This window comes from Effusibacillus lacus (assembly GCF_002335525.1).
GTDB classification, from domain to species: Bacteria; Bacillota; Bacilli; order Tumebacillales; family Effusibacillaceae; genus Effusibacillus; species Effusibacillus lacus.
The window spans coordinates 65012-83674 of record NZ_BDUF01000029.1; the positions used below are offsets into that span (position 1 = coordinate 65012).

Sequence of the window (18663 nt, forward strand, 5' to 3'; positions counted from 1 at the left end):
AGATTTTCGTGAAACAGGGCGCCAACTCCTGCCAGCATTGCAACTGTCACACCAAACAGCATCACCATCATAAACAAATCTATGAGCGCAGCCAATTTGTCTCCAAATAGATAGGAGGTCAGTTGTCGATAGGAACTGGCTTGCAGACGAGCACCCAATAACAGCATTTTCGTTCCCACCCAGGCAAACAGGAAAGTGCTGAGCAGGATTGCGATGTAAGCCCGGTCGCCGTGGATGGTGAAAAATTTCAGGATTTCCTGACCTGAAGCAAAACCGGCGCCCACTACAGTACCGATATAAGTAAAACCGATTTGGAACGATTGCAGAATCTGTTTTTTGTCCACAGGTTCAACCTCCCGTTGATTCCAGCATATGATTGCCAAAGAAAAAGCATGTCTTTTGCCGCCAAGTCCATGTATAATAAGGAAGTATTCAATTCGTACATAGCGGAGGGGCCGGATGGAAGAATTTGCAAAAGCGATCGTACTGGGAATCATACAAGGATTGACCGAATTCTTGCCCATCAGCAGCACGGGGCATCTTTTGATAGGCAGAAAGTTTTTGGGTCTGGCTGAAGCCGGTCTGTTTCTGGACACGATGCTGCACCTGGGGACTTTGTTGGCTGTCGTTGCGATTTTTTGGCGGGATATTGTATTTATGATTCGAAACCCGTTCAACAAACTGACTTTGCTGATTGTGGTTGGAACCATTCCTACGGCAATCATAGGTCTCACTTTTGAGGATTTCTTTAAGGAAATTTCGGAAACGGGAGTTACCGCAGGTTGGGAGTTTTTGTTGACGGGGGTCATCATCTGGTGGGCCGACAACATGAAGAATGGGCACAAGCAGATAGGTGATATCTCCTACAAAGATGCGTTGTTAATCGGAACTTTACAGGGGGCAGCCATCCTTCCGGCCATTTCAAGATCAGGCCTGACCATTGCCGGATCCTTGTTTAGAGGAATTGACAAAGCGGCGGCGGCCAGATTCTCCTTCCTGCTGTCAATGCCTGCCATTCTTGGAGCTGTTGTATTGCAGACAGTCGAAATGGCGGAGGGGAAAGTGGCGGAATCCATATCCATTTCCGCCTTGGCGGCAGGAACTTTGGCTTCGGCGGTCGCAGGTTATGTGGCGGTGAAGTGGATGCTCAATATCCTGCAGCGCGGTTCGCTGAAAGGATTTGCCGTTTACGTATGGGTTGTCGGCGGCATCATCCTGATTCTGCAGTTCCTGGGCAAGTTTTGATGTGTGATGGTTCTGTTCCTTCTGGCCGGGCAGCTAAGCCCGGCTTTTCTCTATTTGTTGTTCATCCTGGTTTTGAATACCACAATCTTCATGCGTCTAGACAAGTAGAGGGCAACCGAGAACAGAGTGATGCCCCCAATCAAGAGGAACCAGTTCTTCAGCGCATACAAGGATGCCAGCCATCTTGCCGCAGTAGTCGGTTCTGCCGCTGCCACAGCCAACGTGGAGGGGGCTACCGGAGCCGAAACGGTGGCTATGGTCTGTCCGACTCCCCAATTATACAAGACAACGGTCGCTATAGCCGCAAAAATACCATGCAACACTCTGGCAACCAGATAGGGGGAAAACCGGATGTCAGTTCCTGTCAGCACTGAAGCGATCTGTGCATGGACGGACAAGCCGCTCCAGGCCACAATGAAGGAAACAACGATTAACTGTTGGATCAGAACGGCGTCTGTTGCAGCCGCTTGTGCGGCGCCTATATCGATTTCGAAAATCCCGGCCAGAAAAGGCTGAACGAGGGAAACGTCGATCCCGATCAACTTGAACAATGCCATAACCGGCAGGGCCAACAACGGGATGATGCCTGACAGTGTCAATACCTTAATAATGACGGCAAAGAAGATGATAAAACCGCAAATCATTAAGAGGGTTTTGATCGAATCGTTGACTGCATCGCCCAACAGCTGCGAGATGGGCCGACCGTCCTCTTGCCTGGCCCGCAGCAATTCTTGGTAGGCGCGAGTGAACAGGTTTCCGCGTATGACCGGAGGGGCAGCCTCCGCTTTTTCCTGTGTTCCCCTGCCATAGAGCTTAAATAGAATTCCTACCAGGAACGCTCCAATATAATGGGCGATCAGCAGAAGCATCCCAATACCCGCATTTCGGAACATGCCGACAGCCACAGCACCCAAAAGGAAGTAAGGGTCTGCCGTGTTTGTGAAAGCCAACAGCCTCTCTCCTTCGACACGGCTGCACATCTTGCTTTTCCTGAACTTGGCGGTAATCACCGCGTCCATAGGATAACCCGCCGCAAGTCCCATGGACAGAGCAAATGCTCCGACCCCTGGTACACTGAACAAGGGGCGCATTAACGGTTCCAGCAAGATCCCCAACGCGTGTACCACCCCCACGCCCAGCATGATTTCGGATAGAATAAAAAACGGGAGCAGCGAGGGGAATACAACATCCCAGAACAATTTTAACCCTGCAATTCCCGCTTCAAATCCTTCCTTGGGGTAAAGGACGAGCGAGAGAGTCAAGAATACCACGATGATGGCAAACAGTACTGTCGTGGTCCGTTGGGGTGATCCTGGCATAAATGACAACTCCTTTGTTTGAAACTTCGGGACGGGACTGCCTATCCGTAAATTCATATTCGGATTGGGCTTGTTTATTCTTCCTACTTATGGTGGAATGTTTATAAAGCCGGAGGAGGTATTCCACACAAATGGAGAAACTGACTTTGTCCGCCATGCAGCAGGAAGTGGATGATTACATATCACAGTTCAAAGAGGGGTATTTTCCGCCGATGAGCCTGATTGTACGGCTTACGGAAGAACTGGGAGAGTTGGCACGGGAGGTCAATCACCGGTTTGGGGAGAAAAAGAAAAAAGAAACGGAAGAAGATGGAAGCCTGGCCGAAGAAATCGGAGACGTCATGTACTGTCTGACTTGTCTGGCCAACTCCCTGGGGATCGAACTGGAAGCAGCCCATCGAATGGTGATGCACAAGTTTAACACCCGTGATGCGAACCGTTGGACACGCAAGGAATCGGATACTGAATTTGATCTGTAGCAGGAGTGTGTGCATATGACTGAAAAGGGAAAAGTTCGTGTTGTGGTAGTTGGCGCCAACGGGCGCATGGGAAGAGAAGTGGTGAGGACGGTTGTGAAGGACCCTGGGCTTCAGCTGGTCGGGGCAGTTGACCGTTCCGTGGAAAAAGAGGATGTTGGCGTAGTTTTGGGACTTGGGGAAACGGGAGTTTACTTCTCGGACAAGCTGGGTGAAACATTGTTGAAATCCGAGGCAGACGTGATCATCGATTTTACAACACCCAACGTAGTGCGAGACAACATATACACTTCCCTTGAATATGGGGTTCGTCCTGTAGTTGGAACCACCGGGATTCCGCAGGAGGATTTGCAGGCTTGGGATCGCATTTTGCAAGACAAGGGAATTGGCGGATTGGTGGCGCCCAACTTTGCTATCGGCGCGATTCTGATGATGAAGTTTGCCGCACAGGCAGCCCGGTACCTGCCCCATGTGGAGATTATTGAAATGCACCATGACCAGAAGCTGGATGCTCCGTCCGGAACGGCCATCAAAACGGCGGAAATGATCGTTAAGGAAAGGCAGCGCATGGTGCAAGGTCATCCTGATGAAGAAGAAAAGCTGGCGGGTGCCCGCGGAGCTGATTTCGAAGGAATGAAGATACATTCCGTAAGATTGCCGGGGTATGTTGCACATCAGGAAGTAATTTTGGGCGGGATTGGACAAACTCTGACAATTCGTCATGATTCCATAAGCAGGGAATCGTTTATGCCGGGGGTTGCCATGGCAGCCAAGAAAGTTATGGAATTCACCGGTCTTGTTTACGGACTGGAAAATCTGATTGACTGATGGCTGGAACCGGGAGGAATCCTATGAATATAGCTTTGATTGCCCATGACCGGAAAAAGGATTCATTAGTTCATTTCACAGTCGCGTATCGCCATATTTTTGAAAAAGCCAACTTGTTTGCCACTGGTACTACAGGTCTCCGAATTTCGGAAGCAACGGGTCTGGAGGTACACCGGTTTCAATCCGGCCCGTTGGGCGGTGACCAGCAAATTGGTGCGTTAATTGCGGATAACCGGATGGACCTCGTGATATTTTTCCGTGACCCGTTGATGGCCCAGCCCCACGAACCGGACATTATTGCATTGCTCCGGCTTTGCGACGTTCACAGTATTCCGGTTGCCACCAACATGGCAACGGCGGAGATTCTGATAAAGGCATTGGAACGGGGCGATTTTGCATGGAGAGAGACGCTGAATACCCCTTGACCATTGCCCGGCTGGATGCTGCGTGGGAGGTTTTGACCCGACTGGAACAGGCGGGCTTTCAGGCCTATCTGGTTGGGGGATGTGTGCGGGATATGTTGTTGGGACTGTCGCCGGAAGATTATGATGTAACGACGAACGCTCTTCCTGAGCAGGTGCAGGATTTGTTTCCGCACACGGTTCCTACCGGAATACCCCATGGCACCGTCAGCGTACTCATCGGTGGTGAACGGATTGAAGTTACAACTTTTCGCAAGGAAGAGGGCTATCTGGATGGCCGCCGTCCGACGCGCGTCGAATTTGTGGACGATTTGCGGATGGATCTGTCAAGACGTGATTTTACTTTTAACGCTATGGCCATGGACAGTCGGGGAAAGCTGCAGGATCCTTTTCACGGAAGAGCAGACTTGCAATCCCGCCTGGTTCGTGCGGTGGGGAAAGCAGATGAAAGGTTTCGGGAAGATGCACTCCGGATGCTCAGGGCAGTTCGTTTTGCGACCATGCTGAACGCAACTATTGAAGAGGGGACACGACTGGCCATCCGGCGACAGTCCCACTTGATCGTCCATATATCCAGGGAACGGATCCGGGATGAGTGGAACAAGATTCTGGTCATGGATCTTCCAATAGCTTTGAAACATCTGACAGAAACAGATCTTCTGCAGAAACTGTTTCCGCGCCTGCATGATTGTGCATCGCCTAAATGGATGCAGGCGGCGGAGATGGCCAATCGGTTGCCGCCACAGCAACAGATTCGTCAGGCGGCACTGTTTTGGGGCTTGGGAATAAACGTTACAACAGCAACAGAGTGTCTCAGGGAACTGCGACAACCAACTGCGTTTATCCGTAATGTAACGGCAATTCTTAAAGCAATTCCCAATACCGATCCTTTTGCCTGGAGCAGCAAATTATGGAGGCATTATTTGTATCTTTGTGGGAAAGATGCCGCACACAGTGGCATGCTGATCTATTGCCTGTCAAGACCGGAATTACTTAAACCGCTGATGTGCCTGTTCAATGAGCAGGTCAGCAAGCAGCCCATCTGGTCGGCTCGGGATCTGGCAGTAACCGGCCGTGACATAGCATCATCTCTTAAAATAACCCCTGGCCCGAAGATCGGGAAGATCAGGCAATACCTGATCGATCTTGTGCTGGAAAACCCTTCATGCAACAGCAGATCCGTTCTTTTGGCAGCCGCCGCAAGTTTTTATGAGACTCAACAGACTGATCATTCACAAGAAGGTAATGGACCATGAAAGAACAAATATTAAAAATGCTTCGGGCAAACCAAAACGAATACCTGTCGGGCGAAGAACTGTGCCGGAGATTTAATGTGTCCCGGACTGCCATCTGGAAACATATCAAGGATCTGCAGGAAGAAGGGTATGAAATCGATGCGGTGCGCAACAAGGGGTACCGTCTTGTTTCCGCACCGGACATCGTGACAGCCGCCGAGATTCGGGAAGGTCTTTCCACAAGGCGACTGGGGCAACATATCGTGGCAGTAAAAGAATTGGATTCGACCAATGTACTGGCGGCAAAATTGGCGGAGACGGGGGAGCCTGACGGTACCCTGGTGATTGCGGACTGCCAGACGGGAGGCAAAGGCCGACGCGGCAAAGCATGGTTCTCTCCGCCTGGAACCGGAATCTGGATGAGTTTGATCCTACGTCCTCACTTGCCTTTGGCTCAGGCTCCACAGTTGACGTTGGTGGCAGCCGTGGCTGTCGGTCAGGTTTTGTCCGATCTTGCTGGTCACAGGGCGGGTATCAAGTGGCCCAACGATATCCTGTTTGAAGATCGCAAGTGTTGCGGGATTCTGACGGAAATGAACATGGAATCGGAAGAAATCACTCGTGTGATAGTAGGAATTGGGATCAACGTCAATCAGACTGAAATTGAATTTCCTGATGAGTTAAGGGACATCGCCACTTCTTTGCGGATTGTTGCAGGACGCCCCTTTCACCGGGCGAAGGTGGTACAAAGGATCCTGGAACGATTTGAGCTGTTATACGACCAATATGCCGAATACGGTTCTTTTGCCCCCATTCGGGAACAATGGAAACAGCAAAGCATCACTCTGGGACGATACGTCTCCGCTCATACGCCTCGTGGGCTGTTGACCGGATTGGCGGTTGACATCGATGAAATGGGCGCATTGGTCTTGGAAACTGACTCGGGACGGCAAAAAGTATATTCAGCGGACATTCAAGTGTCATAAAAAATTCGTTTGACACTATACAACAAACCGTTTTCCAGTTATACTGCAATTGGAGGCGGTATCCTTCGGAACTGTACTCCTCATGCGTATCTCACTTTACAATCGCATACCAATCTTTATTCTGCTCTGAGCCGACAGCGGACCGAGACAGAGGACTTACGGAAACGATCGTAAACCTTTTCGTGCCATCGGCCGAAAAGGTTTTTTTATATCCTCTGCACCTCTGCGGTTCCGACAAAAGGGGGAACTGGGATGACAGAGAGTGTTCGGAAAGAGAAAGTTACCACCGTTAAACTTGCAGACATGAAAGCCAACAAGCAAAGAATTTCAATGGTCACCGCCTATGACTTCCCGACAGCCAAGGTGGCGGAAGCGGCAGGCGTAGATCTGATTCTGGTTGGTGATTCACTGGGAATGGTGGTGTTGGGCCATGAAACCACTCTTCCGGTAACGGTTGAAGACATGATCCATCATACCAAGGCAGTCAAACGGGGAGCCAAGCACACCCTGGTGGTGACGGACATGCCCTTTCTTTCGGCAAACGTGTCGATTGCCGATACGGTGCGCAACGCGGGCCGAATGATTCAGGAGGCGGGAGCCGATGCGGTAAAACTGGAAGGCGGCCGTGAGATGCTTGAGGAGATTCGCGCTTTAATCAGAGCCAACATTCCGGTTATGGGACATTTGGGCCTGACTCCGCAAGCCGTAAACAAATTGGGAGGCTTTAAGCTGCAGGGAAGGGATTTGGACGGTGCCAAACGGATTTATGAAGATGCTTTAAGATTGCAGGAAGCCGGCTGCTTTGCCATTGTTCTGGAACTGGTTCCGATGCCGTTGGCAACGTTGATCACAGAACAGCTCGACATCCCAACCATAGGGATCGGAGCTGGGGCGGGATGTGACGGACAAGTGCTGGTGATGCATGATCTGCTGGGGATTACCAACGATTACATGCCGAGATTTGTCAAGAAATACGCCAACATGTACGAGTCGATGGTGGATGCGGTCAGATCCTACACACAGGATGTCAGGGACGGATCTTTTCCGGGACCTTCGCATGAGTTCGGCATGAAGGAAGAAATTCTGGCTGCTTTGAAGAAGGAGCTTGAAAACAGATGAGGATGATCCATACGATCGATGACATGCGGCACCTTGTCGGTGAATGTCGACAGCAAGGAAAGACGATTGGCTTTGTGCCAACTATGGGCTATCTGCATGAGGGACATATGTCCCTGGTGAGGCGTGCCAAGGCGGAATGTGACTTTGTGGTGATGAGCATTTTTGTCAACCCTTTGCAGTTCGGACCTGCGGAAGATTATGAACAATATCCGCGCAATCTGGACAGAGACGCCAACCTGGCGAAAAATGCCGGAGTTGACGCTATCTTTGTACCCTCGGTCAATGAGATGTACCCGCAAAAACAACTGGTATTTGTGGAAGTGGAGGAAATAACAAACAATCTTTGCGGAGTTTCCAGACCCGGTCATTTTCGGGGAGTTGCAACGGTTGTTGCAAAACTGCTGAATATTGTACAACCGGACAAAGCGTTTTTTGGCCAAAAAGACGCCCAGCAAGTGCGCGTCATCCAGCAGATGGTCCAGGATCTCAATATGCCGGTCGAAATTGTCCCTTGCCCGATTGTAAGGGAGTCAGACGGCCTGGCCATGAGTTCCCGCAACGTTTACCTGTCTTCCGAAGAACGGCTGCAGGCGTTGTCGATCCAGAGAGCGCTGCTGCATGCAGAAGAACTGTTCAAGACGGGAGAGAGGTCCGCAACTGTCATCGAACAACAGATTCGCTCCATTATCGAGGCGGAACCGTTGGCAGAAGTGGATTACATCAAAATTGTAGATTTACAGAATCTAACGGATGTAAGCACCATCGAAGACGATTCCTTGCTGGCGGTTGCCGTCCGATTTGGCGGGACCCGTTTAATTGACAATACCATACTCTATGTCAAGGAGGGGCAGCCATGTTTCGCACAATGATGAAGTCGAAAATCCACCGGGCAACCGTTACGGAAGCCAATTTGAACTATGTGGGTTCCATTACCATCGACCAAGACATCATGGATGCAGTTGACATACTGGAGAATGAAAAGGTTCAAGTCGTTAACAACAATAACGGAGCCCGGCTTGAAACCTATGTAATTCCGGGACCCCGGGGGTCGGGTGTCATCTGTCTGAACGGAGCGGCGGCCCGGTTGGTTCAGCCCGGGGACACAGTGATCATAATATCATATGCCCTGATGGAAGAAGCCAAGGCGCGCAGCCACCAACCGATTGTTGCGCTGATGAACCCTGACAATACCATCCATGAACTGATTAAAGAAACGCACGGAACTGTCGCATTCGCATGAATGCGGCAGTTTTTTTGCATAGAAACGGCAAGTTGCCGCAAACTAATTCAGATTCAGCAACGCGGGGGGATTTTCAGTGTTTGACAAGCCTTTTGAACAGTTGTTTCAAGCGTTGCAGCGTATCGAAAAACAACTGGCAACAGCGGGAGACGATGAGAAAGAAATTTTGCGCGAGGAGATTCTCGCCCTTCGTACCGTTTGTGATCGGTTTGTTGAGAAATGGTTGATTTTTGAAGAAAAAGTCGCAGATTTATCGGAACTGTTCGGTTTGCAGATTGATCTGACAGAACCGTATTTGAATCCATCCAAGCCTCCTGCAAAATCGCCCTCTCCCGGAAAGGTTGTCCCTTTGCATCCAAATGCGGCGGAGGAACAAATCATCCGCTGGTTTCGCAAAGGTCTCGGTTATATGGATCTCCTGATGTTTCCACATGCCATCAATGAATTGGAAAAGGTCGTCAATATGGACGGTGAGTTTTCTGTTGCAAGGTTGTATCTGGCTCTTGGTTACTTGGGAAAAAGAGAGTATGAGAAAGCGGAAGGGCAATTGGCCCTGGTAGCTGCAGACGCAGAGGACCCGTACATTTTGGCAGCTGTTCACAATACCTTTGGACATATTTATGCGGAACGGGAAGACTTCCTGAGAGCCGCAGAAGAGTTTAAACAAGCGGCAGAATACAGCCGGGACTTTCCTGACGTCCACTTCAATCTTGGGGCCTGTCAGTATAACCAGAAACTCTATACGGATGCTCTGGCTTCCTTCCTTGTGTCGGCGGATACGAACCCTGACGATTGGCAAACGGAATACATAATTGCATTGATCTGGCAAAGACTGGGGAGCATGGACAAGGCTTACGAACATGCTGCGAAGGCATACCGGCTTAATTCCTCCGATCTTGAAACTATGTTGCTTTATGCGGACCTATTGGTCTATCGCAATGAGTGTAAACCTGCTCTCACCCTTTATGAAAAAGCGCGGAAATTTTATCCGTTGTCACCCGGTCCGCTGGGAGGCATAGGCTGGTTAACCATGCGGGAGGGAAACTACAATCTGGCCATTGCATATTTCAAAAAACAGCTCAGCCTGAGTCCAGGCGATAACCAAGCCCAGTTTAATTTGGGGTGGGCGTTCCTGATGACGGGAGAAGTCGGGAAGGCGGAACAGCTGTTCAAACATCTGCTGCTGACCGAACCTGACCTGATTCATGCAAGAATCGGCATGGCTCGTGTATTGCAGATGCTTGACAAACAAGAAGATGCACAAAGGTTGCTCGAGACGGTAACCAGGGCGGAGGACCCGCATGACCGTTTGCTCGGTCACCTACAGGTAGGAAGGCTTTTCATGGAACAAGGGAATTACGAATCTGCGGTTGACCAATTTTCAAAAGCGCTGCAACTTGATAATAATTGTGTTGAAGCATGGTTCTATAAAGGGTTGGCACATACAGGACTTGGGGAGCATGAGCTGGCGGAATCATGCTGGCGATTGTGCAGGGATTGTGTTCCGGCCATTGCCGGAACTTGAATCTGTCCGATCTCTTTTCCGCCTTTTTCTTGCAGGAGAATCCGGTGGCAGTAGAGAATCCTATAGGGATTCTATAACGGGGTGACTCTGCATGTCAGTTCCTTATGTGGTATTTGACCTGGAAACCACCGGCTTTAATGCCGGATACGATACAATTGTAGAAATTGGTGCGGTGCGAATTGAGAACGGAAAGATCATTGACACATTCGAAACGTTTGTGGCACAAGACAAGCCACTGCCAGCCTTTTTCGTTGAACTTACCGGCATTACCGATGAAGATGTGACAAAAGCACCTGACCTGGATATTGCGGTTGCCAGGTTTCTTCAGTTTGCAGACGGAGCTGACTGGGTGGCCCATAACGCCTTGTTTGACATCTCGTTCATGAATGCGGCACTGGAACAATCGGGTTATCTGCCTTATTCAGGCAATTATTTGGATACGCTGGAACTGAGCCAGATCCTGTTGCCGAGGGAACCATCTTATTCCCTGGAGGCGCTTGCTCTGAACAGGGGAATAGCACATGGCCGTCCGCACCGGGCTTTGTCGGATGCACTGGCAACGGCCGAACTTTTGCTGCAGCTCATTGATAAAGCAAGGAATATGCCGCTGTTGGTTCTGCAACAAATTGAACAGCTTGCCAGTATGTCAGATTGGTCATTGCGGCATTTCTTCCGTGATTTGGCTCAAGAACCGATACAACTGATGCAGACGGAAATCCCTGACGGCTGCACCGTAATACATCAATTGATGCACAAGCCTGTTCAAATTCCGGAACGAAATTTGGAAGACCGGGAGCCCATTCCCTTTTATCCGGAAATGGCCGCCGCCATCCTTGCGCAAGAGGGACCTCTGGCTGCCAAATTTGCAGGCTATGAAGAGAGACCCTCCCAACTGCAAATGGTTCGGGCAGTGGCGGAAGCGTTGACGGAGGGCCGCCATCTGATTGTGGAAGCGGGAACCGGGACGGGGAAATCCCTTGCCTATCTGGTTCCGGCTATATTGCATGCTTCCGCCACAGGCGAGAAAGTCGTCGTAGCCACCCACACCATTAACCTTCAGGAACAGATCAAGTTGCGCGACCTTCCCTTGCTGCACGAGATTATGGGGGTACTGTTTGAGGCGGCAGTCGTAAAAGGGCGCAACAATTATGTGTGCATGCGAAAAGTGGCCAATGGAGTGAATTCCCAAGGAATGTTGGGGGACAATTCCGAACGTTCCTTTTATGCGCGGATGCTAACATGGCTGCTTGAGACAGAAGCCGGCGACCGGGAAGAGATCAATTTGCCGGCTAACCAGACAGAATATTGGATGCGGATTGCCAGCGATTCTGAATCCTGCATAGCCAAGAAATGTCCATGGTTTCGAAACTGTTATTACTTTAAGAACAGGACTGCAGCTGACCAGTCTGATGTGATCATTACCAACCACTCCCTGGTATTTTCCGACATTAAAGCGGATCATCGAGTGCTGCCTCCCTACAATCATCTGATTATTGATGAGGCGCATCACATAGAAGATGAAGCGACGAAACATCTGGGGGAAGATGCCGGTTACTTTCAAGTGAATGGCGCTCTGAGCCGCTTGGCCAGAGACAACCGGCAAGGCTTGCTGACACAATTGCGAACGGTGATCGGTTTGCATGCCCGATTTGCTGCCATGGCCGGAATTCTGGATCAAATGACGGAGAAGGTTCTGGAAATCCGGGGACATTCCGAGGAAACATTCCGACTGCTGCACCGGTTTGCCCTTGATCATTCGCCGCAAAAAGGGGAAGGCGGCCGATCCATTCTGCGCATAGCCAAGGAACATCAGGAACTTCCTGTTTGGAATGCGGTCTTGAGCGCTTTTGACAACCTGCAGACTGAGACAGGCATTCTGCGCAGTCTTATGAACAAATTGGAGACGGAAGCATCCGAATTCCCCGATGAGGAGCAAGTGACAGGACTTGTTACAGATATTGGCGGACAGGTTCAGGAGCTTGACCGTCGGTTTATGACAATGGCCAGATTTTTCAGGGAATCGGATACACGATCCAACGTTCTGTGGATAGAAGCGGACGACAAGGGTGTCCGCCCCGCCGTCAGTCTAAATCTGGCGCCGGTGAATGTTGGTCCCCTGCTGAAGAACAGCCTGTTCGAGAAGAAAGACTCGGTTGTTCTCACCTCAGCCACTATTACAATCAATCAGGGTTTTTCCTACATTATAGACAGATTGGGTTTGCGGATGGCTGAGGAAGAGGGAAGACTTCAGACATTACAAGTGGATTCCCCTTTCGATTACAAGACACAGGCGTTGCTTTGCATTCCGACCGATGTAACCCCAGTCAAGGGGGTATCAGAACAGGAGTTTGTCGACTCCCTGTGCGAATCCCTGACCACTCTTGCCCGGATCTCCAACGGAAGAATGCTGGTTCTGTTCACTTCCCACAAGATGTTGAGGGATGCGTATACCAAGATCAAACCGAAACTGGCGGAACACAACATCAACATTTTTGCCCACGGTATCGATTCCTCGTCAAGGGTCCGACTGGTTCACGAATTCAAGCGGGATGAGAGAGCCGTGTTGTTTGGTGCCAATTCCTTTTGGGAAGGGGTGGATATTCCGGGAGACGACCTGTCCTGCGTGGTTATCGTCCGGTTGCCTTTCTGGCCTCCCAATCACCCGGTTGCGGAGGCAAGGGCGGAAGCATTGGAAAGGGAAGGACGGAATTCCTTTATGGATTATTCCGTTCCGCAGGCGATTGTTCGGTTCAAGCAAGGGTTCGGGCGATTGATCAGGTCAAAGAAAGATGTGGGTGCGATAGTCGTTTATGACCGGAGGTTGGTAGATGCGAGATATGGAAAACATTTCATTCGATCTCTGCCGGGACCATGGATTTATCAAGGCCCTGAAAAAGAAGTGCTGAAAGTGGTTTACAACTGGCTTAAGCGATGACATACGGATAGTTCCCTCCGCATATACATGTCCAAGAATAGCGAGGGGAACGACATGCGAATGGCGTTCAGGCGTGGACTGTTCTGGATGGTTTTGGTTCTGATCGTGTTGGCGGGAGCGACTATGGAGACGCTGCTGCCTGCTGTTCGTTATTTTGACCAGACACCCATCGGAACCAAATTCGATATTTCAGACAAGGCGGTGCTTCGCTTTCTGGATGTGGGCAGCGGGGTATCGGCCGTTCTGCGGACGAGGGAAGGACATCATTTGCTGTTTGATACCGGTGTGGATTCCTCGGCGCTGATGATTTTGAAGGAACTTGCTTTTCTCAAGGCACATCGGCTGGATTTTGTCATTTTGACAAGTCCCAATCCGGAGCATATGGGCGGTTTTGGAATCCTCAGCCAATCGGTCCCGATCGGCAAAGTTGCCTATCCCGACCTGTCTTATGCCGAATTTGAACCGGACAGCTATGAATCAGCCAAACTGATACCCAGAATCCGTCTGAAAGCGGATCAGGAATACACCTTGGGTGAAGACTTGTCCGTAAAGGTTTTTCATCCCCGGGAGCCGCAGCTTGGTTTGGAAGGCGAATCTTCCCTGGTAGCCCAGGTCAACTACCGGGGCACTCGAATCCTCTTTACAGGAGACATTACTTCGAGAGTTGCGGAGAAACTCTCGGAACTGCCGGTTGAGAGTGATATTCTGGTTGTTCCGAACCATGCAAAGACTGGCAGTTTGAGTGCTGAGTTCCTTAAAAAGGTGAACCCAAGAGTGGCTGTCTTGACCGGCATTCAAAAAGGCGGGACATCTCCGGACGAAAGCATTGTTGAACTGCTGTACGAAAGCTGGACAGACGTTTATCGGACTGATCAATTTGGATCTGTTACCGTGGTCATCGGGCATAGAGGCTATGACGTACTCAGGCCGTGACAACCTGCACTTCTTGTTGTTGACGTACTTTTAAGGAGGCTTTATCTTAATCTTAAAAATTTATACAAATCATTAAGGTTGACGAAAGTTTTTGCTTTCACCTATGATGGTAACATAAGCATTCTAATGTCGTGAGTTGGAGGACAGGATGAAAACTCCCAAAATTTCTGAAGCCGTGATCCGGCGCCTCCCTGTTTATTTGCGTTACCTTCATCATTTGAGGGATATGAACGTTACAACCGTATCTTCCCATGAACTGGGTCAGCATTTGGACATGAATCCGGCTCAGATCCGGAAGGATCTGGCGTATTTCGGCGAGTTCGGACGCAAGGGGATAGGGTATGACGTTCAATATCTCATAGAAAAGATCAAACAGATTCTGAAATTGGACAGGCGTCTCAATGTGGCTCTGGTGGGAGCAGGGAATCTGGGAACGGCCCTGTCTAATTACAACCGTTATACAAATGAGAAATTGAAGATCGTAGCCATTTTTGATGCATCCCAGCACAAAGTCGGAACCAAGGTCGGGTCGCTGGAAGTGCTTCCAATTGAGATGCTCCCAAAGACAGTCAAGGAACTGGATATCAAAATGGGTATCATAACGGTTCCCGCGACAGAAGCCCAAAAAGTGGCCGACCAGATGGTGCAGGCGGGGATCAAAGGAATTCTTAACTTTGCTCCTGTCATCCTCCGGGTTCCCCTGGATGTCCCCATCCGCAATGCGGATGTGACAACTGAACTTGAATCCCTTGCCTACTATGTGGACTGATCGGATAATAGACCCCTATTCACCCTGCACGAATAAGCGTGCAGGGTGTTGTTTTGGGGGGAAAGGGAATCCTAATCGGTAAAAAGCCCGGAGGTAAGGATTGATGAGTGACACGCTTCTGGCGGAATTTCCGGTCAGGGTGACCAATCTGGACAAACCCCTCTGGCCGGAAGCGGGCATTACAAAGGCTGATTACATCCAATACATGATTGAGATGTCTCCTCATTTGGTCCGGCACCTGCAGGACAGACCCTTGACTGTGGTCCGTTTTCCCCATGGTATTCACGAAAAATCGTTTTATCAAAAGAACGCGCCGAAAGATACTCCCGAATGGGTTCAAACCTTCGCCGTTTATTCAAAGGATAGTGATCGGGACATCCATTACATTCTTGCCAACAATACCGCCACACTGATTTGGCTTGCAAACCAGGCCTGCATTGAACTTCATCCATGGTACACAAAGATACAGGCCCCCGATTCGCCAACCAATATTGCGATTGATTTGGATCCGTCAGCACCCGGATTTGAAAAAGTTCGCAAGGTGGCATTTGCTGTCAAAGCAGTTCTCGATGATTTGGGTTTTCCCAGTTACCCCAAAACTTCCGGAGCTACGGGCCTGCAGATTTTTATTCCGTTAAAACAAGGTTTTACCTTCCGGCAAACAAGGGTAATTACAGAATTTATCGGACGCTACCTGGCTTCTCAATATCCGGATCTTGCAACTGTGGAACGGTTGGTGAAAGACAGGGAGGATAAAGTATATGTGGATTACCTCCAGCACGCTCCAAACAAAACCCTGGTCAGTCCCTATTCGCCAAGGCCTGTTCCCGACGCCAAGGTGTCAGCGCCATTGACCTGGGAAGAACTTGCAGCAGGGGCGGTTCCCGAAGATTTTACAATCCGGACAATGCTTGAACGTGTGAAGAAGGTAGGGGATCTGTTTGCTCCCATGGAACAATCGGGGGTCGACATTACCGGGGTCCTACATTTCATTGAAAATCACCCATTAAGAACAGCGAACATTAAGAACAGCGAATGGCGGTAGTTGACAAGCGACAGCCTCATTGCTTAAATGATACCGTGAACGTTGAATTGGCAGGTGGATGGGGTTGGAGGCAGAATTTGCCATAATTGGGGGCACGGGTGTTTACGATCCGGGGTTACTGGACGCACCTGCGTTCCATAGAATTGAAACGGCTTATGGAGAGGCACACGTAACCATCGGGCAGTATGCCGGAAGGCAGGTTGCTTTTTTGGCACGGCACGGGAAAGGGCATGCGGTTCCTCCTCACAAAGTGAATTACAGGGCAAACATTGATGCTCTTAAGCAGCTGGGGGTACAACAGGTACTGGCAACTGCTGCCGTAGGGTCCATCAGAAAAGAATTTATACCCGGAAGTTTGGTTCTGGTGAGTGATTTCATTGATATGACCAAGTCTCGTGTTTCCACCTTTCATGAAGGGCAAGACGGCGTTGTCCATATTGACATGACAGACCCTTATTGCGGACGTCTAAGACGAAAAATTTCCCAGCTTGCCAAAGATGAAGGGGTAGCGCTTGTTGACGACGGGATTTATGTTTGTACCGAAGGGCCACGATTCGAAACAGCGGCTGAGATTCGAATGTATTCCCAGCTTGGCGGAGATGTGGTGGGCATGACATCCGTTCCGGAAGTTATACTTGCCAAGGAAGCGGAGCTGTGTTATGCAACAGTCGCGATTGTTACCAATTACTGCACAGGAATTTCCGATACCGTTTTGACTCACCGGGAAGTTATGGACGAGATGAAGGCCAATATCGAAAAGGTGCGAAAATTGTTCTTCAAGGTGATCGAAGCAGGAACCGGTGAGCGGACCTGTCAATGTCCGCATGCTTTGGCCGAATTGGGTTCATTGTAAAGTGTTCAGGGAATGGGGGATTCGGGTGGAACCTATAAAATGGAACGGTAAGACCCTAGCGGTTCTGGACCAGCTTCAACTGCCGGAAACAATTGAATGGGTGGAATGCAGTACTGTCGAAGAGGTGGCGGAAGCCATTGAAAAGATGAAAGTTCGGGGCGCTCCCGCCATAGGTGCCACCGCCGCTTTCGGAATTGCAATTGGCGCCCGGGAGGGAGCAAATCTTGACAAGAAAGAATTTTTCCCCTACATGGATGCGGTTTGCGACAGGTTGGCCAAGACCCGTCCAACTGCAGTGAACCTGTTCTGGGCCATCAGCAGAATGAGGGAACTGATCAAACACAACTCCGATTTGGATGTCAAACAACTGGCTGAATTGATTACACGGGAAGCGCAAACCATTGCGCAAGAAGATGTGGAAATGAACAAGACGATGGGTCAGTACGGTTTGCGTTTTATTCCGGACGGTGCCAGGATCCTGACGCACTGTAATACCGGGGCGCTGGCCACAGCAGGGTACGGGACTGCTCTTGGCGTGATTCGGGCTGCCCATGAAGCAAACAAAAACATCTCTGTCTATGCAGATGAAACCAGGCCTTATTTGCAGGGTGCAAGGCTAACCGCTTTTGAACTTCAACAGGATCGTATCCCGGTAACGGTGATAACCGATTCCATGGCAGGTTACCTGATGCGGCAGGGCCAAGTGGATCTGGTTATCGTCGGTGCGGATCGGATTACCGCGAATGGAGACACAGCAAACAAGATTGGAACTTATTCGCTGGCCGTTCTGGCCAAACACCATGGAATTCCGTTTTATGTGGCAGCCCCCACTTCCACTCTGGATTTTTCCCTTGAGACCGGGGATCAAATTGAAATAGAACAACGGTCTCCGGAAGAGGTGTCCATTATCGGGGGAAAACGAATGGTTCCGGAGGGGGTGCCTGCTCTTCACCCTGCGTTTGATGTTACTCCTCACAAGTTAATAACAGCCATTATTACAGAAAAAGGGGTAGTGGAATCGCCTGACCGCGACCGGATGGCGGTTTTGAACCGGAAAGGGTAATCTTTATGCAAGACAGGATTGGAGAGATTCGCGACCAGCTTCTGCTGGCCGCCAAAGAAATGTATGAGAGAGGGCTTGTCGCTTCCGTTTGGGGGAATCTTTCCGCCCGGGTGCCTGATACCGGATTGATTGTGGTGACACCAAGCGGAATGGATTACCGCACTCTGCGTGCGGAGGATCTGGTGGTGGTGGATCTGGAAACGGGTCAGGTGACAGAAGGAAAACGGAAGCCGACATCCGAACTGCACATGCATCTGGCAATACTTAGGGCAAGGGCGGATGTCAACGGAGTGATGCATACACACAGTGTTTATGCATCCGCTTGTTCTGCAGCTCACCGAGAGATTCCCCCCATAGTGGAGGATCTGGCCCAGGTGGTTGGAGGATCCGTTTCTGTAGCCCGTTATGCTCTGCCGGGTACTCCCGAGTTGGGAGCGGCAGCGGTCAAGGCCCTGAACAAAAAAGGGGCGGTCCTGTTGGCCAACCACGGTGTGGTGGGCGTAGGGCACGATATTATGGAAGCATTGCGAGTCTGCACGATTGTGGAGAAAGGAGCCCAGATCTATGTCATCGCAAAAATGATCGGTACCCCGGTTCTATTGTCCCATGAGGATGTAGAGTACCTGCGGAGTACCTATAAAGACCATTATGGGCAGAATAAATAGGGAGG

General features: G+C 50.3%; 18 protein-coding genes and 1 pseudogene. 17 read left to right on the forward strand and 2 right to left on the reverse strand.

Annotated elements, in window-relative coordinates:
- Positions 1–344, reverse strand: a pseudogene (locus EFBL_RS20485) (YkvI family membrane protein); the annotation flags it as partial.
- A gap of 115 nt (positions 345–459) precedes the next feature.
- Between EFBL_RS20485 and EFBL_RS07145 the strand changes: the two are divergent.
- Positions 460–1245 (forward strand): undecaprenyl-diphosphate phosphatase, encoded by a 786-nt coding sequence (locus EFBL_RS07145; RefSeq protein WP_096181454.1) that lies wholly within the window; start codon positions 460–462, stop codon positions 1243–1245.
- A 50-nt stretch (positions 1246–1295) separates the two neighbouring features.
- Here EFBL_RS07145 and spoVV read toward each other — a convergent pair whose 3' ends face one another.
- A complete protein-coding gene (gene spoVV, locus EFBL_RS07150) occupies positions 1296–2564 on the reverse strand; it encodes a dipicolinic acid transporter SpoVV (RefSeq protein ID WP_096181455.1) in 1269 nt (422 codons plus the stop codon).
- Positions 2565–2695: 131 nt separating this feature from the next.
- On the opposite strand from spoVV, the gene EFBL_RS07155 reads away from it, so the two are divergent.
- The 16 genes from EFBL_RS07155 (at position 2696) to EFBL_RS07230 (ending at position 18658) form a co-directional block, all read left to right on the forward strand.
- Positions 2696–3043 (forward strand): nucleotide pyrophosphohydrolase, encoded by a 348-nt coding sequence (locus tag EFBL_RS07155; RefSeq protein WP_096181456.1) that lies wholly within the window; start codon positions 2696–2698, stop codon positions 3041–3043.
- Positions 3044–3058: 15 nt separating this feature from the next.
- On the forward strand, positions 3059–3868 hold the full coding sequence (gene dapB, locus EFBL_RS07160; protein ID WP_096181457.1) for a 4-hydroxy-tetrahydrodipicolinate reductase: 810 nt from the start codon (positions 3059–3061) through the stop codon (positions 3866–3868).
- Between the two features lie 23 nt (positions 3869–3891).
- Positions 3892–4293, forward strand: coding sequence for a methylglyoxal synthase (mgsA, locus tag EFBL_RS07165; RefSeq protein ID WP_096181458.1), 402 nt, complete (start codon positions 3892–3894; stop codon positions 4291–4293).
- Positions 4266–5546: a CCA tRNA nucleotidyltransferase gene (locus EFBL_RS07170; RefSeq protein ID WP_096181459.1), complete on the forward strand. Its 1281-nt coding sequence runs from the start codon at positions 4266–4268 to the stop codon at positions 5544–5546. The genes mgsA and EFBL_RS07170 overlap by 28 nt, the downstream gene beginning before the upstream one ends.
- Complete coding sequence (locus EFBL_RS07175; RefSeq protein ID WP_096181460.1) at positions 5543–6511, forward strand: biotin--[acetyl-CoA-carboxylase] ligase; 969 nt, start codon at positions 5543–5545, stop codon at positions 6509–6511. The genes EFBL_RS07170 and EFBL_RS07175 overlap by 4 nt, the downstream gene beginning before the upstream one ends.
- Positions 6512–6763: 252 nt before the next feature.
- Entirely contained in the window at positions 6764–7630 is an 867-nt protein-coding gene (panB, locus tag EFBL_RS07180; RefSeq protein ID WP_096181461.1) for a 3-methyl-2-oxobutanoate hydroxymethyltransferase, read from the forward strand.
- The gene (gene panC, locus EFBL_RS07185) at positions 7627–8499 is read left to right on the forward strand and encodes a pantoate--beta-alanine ligase (protein ID WP_096181462.1); all 873 of its coding nucleotides are present in this window, start codon (positions 7627–7629) and stop codon (positions 8497–8499) included. The genes panB and panC overlap by 4 nt, the downstream gene beginning before the upstream one ends.
- A complete protein-coding gene (panD, locus tag EFBL_RS07190; protein WP_096181463.1) occupies positions 8484–8870 on the forward strand; it encodes an aspartate 1-decarboxylase in 387 nt (128 codons plus the stop codon). Before panC ends, panD begins: the two co-directional genes overlap by 16 nt.
- A gap of 76 nt (positions 8871–8946) precedes the next feature.
- Positions 8947–10395 (forward strand): tetratricopeptide repeat protein, encoded by a 1449-nt coding sequence (locus EFBL_RS07195; protein ID WP_096181464.1) that lies wholly within the window; start codon positions 8947–8949, stop codon positions 10393–10395.
- 91 nt (positions 10396–10486) lie between these two features.
- Positions 10487–13330: an ATP-dependent DNA helicase DinG gene (dinG, locus tag EFBL_RS07200; protein ID WP_096181465.1), complete on the forward strand. Its 2844-nt coding sequence runs from the start codon at positions 10487–10489 to the stop codon at positions 13328–13330.
- A 60-nt stretch (positions 13331–13390) separates the two neighbouring features.
- Complete coding sequence (locus tag EFBL_RS07205) at positions 13391–14263, forward strand: ComEC/Rec2 family competence protein (RefSeq protein WP_165912512.1); 873 nt, start codon at positions 13391–13393, stop codon at positions 14261–14263.
- 148 nt (positions 14264–14411) lie between these two features.
- Positions 14412–15032 carry a redox-sensing transcriptional repressor Rex gene (locus tag EFBL_RS07210; RefSeq protein WP_096181467.1) on the forward strand — a complete coding sequence of 207 codons (621 nt, stop codon included), beginning with the start codon at positions 14412–14414 and terminating at the stop codon, positions 15030–15032.
- A gap of 103 nt (positions 15033–15135) precedes the next feature.
- Positions 15136–16077 (forward strand): non-homologous end-joining DNA ligase, encoded by a 942-nt coding sequence (gene ligD / locus EFBL_RS07215; protein ID WP_096181468.1) that lies wholly within the window; start codon positions 15136–15138, stop codon positions 16075–16077.
- A 58-nt stretch (positions 16078–16135) separates the two neighbouring features.
- Positions 16136–16930: an S-methyl-5'-thioadenosine phosphorylase gene (gene mtnP / locus EFBL_RS07220; protein ID WP_231705706.1), complete on the forward strand. Its 795-nt coding sequence runs from the start codon at positions 16136–16138 to the stop codon at positions 16928–16930.
- Positions 16931–16955: 25 nt separating this feature from the next.
- Positions 16956–17993: an S-methyl-5-thioribose-1-phosphate isomerase gene (mtnA, locus tag EFBL_RS07225; protein WP_207907575.1), complete on the forward strand. Its 1038-nt coding sequence runs from the start codon at positions 16956–16958 to the stop codon at positions 17991–17993.
- Between the two features lie 5 nt (positions 17994–17998).
- Positions 17999–18658 (forward strand): class II aldolase/adducin family protein, encoded by a 660-nt coding sequence (locus EFBL_RS07230; RefSeq protein ID WP_096181471.1) that lies wholly within the window; start codon positions 17999–18001, stop codon positions 18656–18658.
- Positions 18659–18663: the final 5 nt, after the last annotated feature.

Excerpts from the sequence above, each read along its gene's own strand:
- EFBL_RS07145 (WP_096181454.1), top strand. The coding sequence starts at position 460 with ATGGAAGAATTTGCAAAAGCGATCGTACTGGGAATCATACAAGGATTG.
- spoVV (WP_096181455.1), bottom strand. The coding sequence starts at position 2,564 with ATGCCAGGATCACCCCAACGGACCACGACAGTACTGTTTGCCATCATC.
- EFBL_RS07155 (WP_096181456.1), top strand. The coding sequence starts at position 2,696 with ATGGAGAAACTGACTTTGTCCGCCATGCAGCAGGAAGTGGATGATTAC.
- dapB (WP_096181457.1), top strand. The coding sequence starts at position 3,059 with ATGACTGAAAAGGGAAAAGTTCGTGTTGTGGTAGTTGGCGCCAACGGG.
- mgsA (WP_096181458.1), top strand. The coding sequence starts at position 3,892 with ATGAATATAGCTTTGATTGCCCATGACCGGAAAAAGGATTCATTAGTT.
- EFBL_RS07170 (WP_096181459.1), top strand. The coding sequence starts at position 4,266 with ATGGAGAGAGACGCTGAATACCCCTTGACCATTGCCCGGCTGGATGCT.
- EFBL_RS07175 (WP_096181460.1), top strand. The coding sequence starts at position 5,543 with ATGAAAGAACAAATATTAAAAATGCTTCGGGCAAACCAAAACGAATAC.
- panB (WP_096181461.1), top strand. The coding sequence starts at position 6,764 with ATGACAGAGAGTGTTCGGAAAGAGAAAGTTACCACCGTTAAACTTGCA.
- panC (WP_096181462.1), top strand. The coding sequence starts at position 7,627 with ATGAGGATGATCCATACGATCGATGACATGCGGCACCTTGTCGGTGAA.
- panD (WP_096181463.1), top strand. The coding sequence starts at position 8,484 with ATGTTTCGCACAATGATGAAGTCGAAAATCCACCGGGCAACCGTTACG.
- dinG (WP_096181465.1), top strand. The coding sequence starts at position 10,487 with ATGTCAGTTCCTTATGTGGTATTTGACCTGGAAACCACCGGCTTTAAT.
- EFBL_RS07205 (WP_165912512.1), top strand. The coding sequence starts at position 13,391 with ATGGCGTTCAGGCGTGGACTGTTCTGGATGGTTTTGGTTCTGATCGTG.
- EFBL_RS07210 (WP_096181467.1), top strand. The coding sequence starts at position 14,412 with ATGAAAACTCCCAAAATTTCTGAAGCCGTGATCCGGCGCCTCCCTGTT.
- ligD (WP_096181468.1), top strand. The coding sequence starts at position 15,136 with ATGAGTGACACGCTTCTGGCGGAATTTCCGGTCAGGGTGACCAATCTG.
- mtnP (WP_231705706.1), top strand. The coding sequence starts at position 16,136 with ATGGGGTTGGAGGCAGAATTTGCCATAATTGGGGGCACGGGTGTTTAC.
- EFBL_RS07230 (WP_096181471.1), top strand. The coding sequence starts at position 17,999 with ATGCAAGACAGGATTGGAGAGATTCGCGACCAGCTTCTGCTGGCCGCC.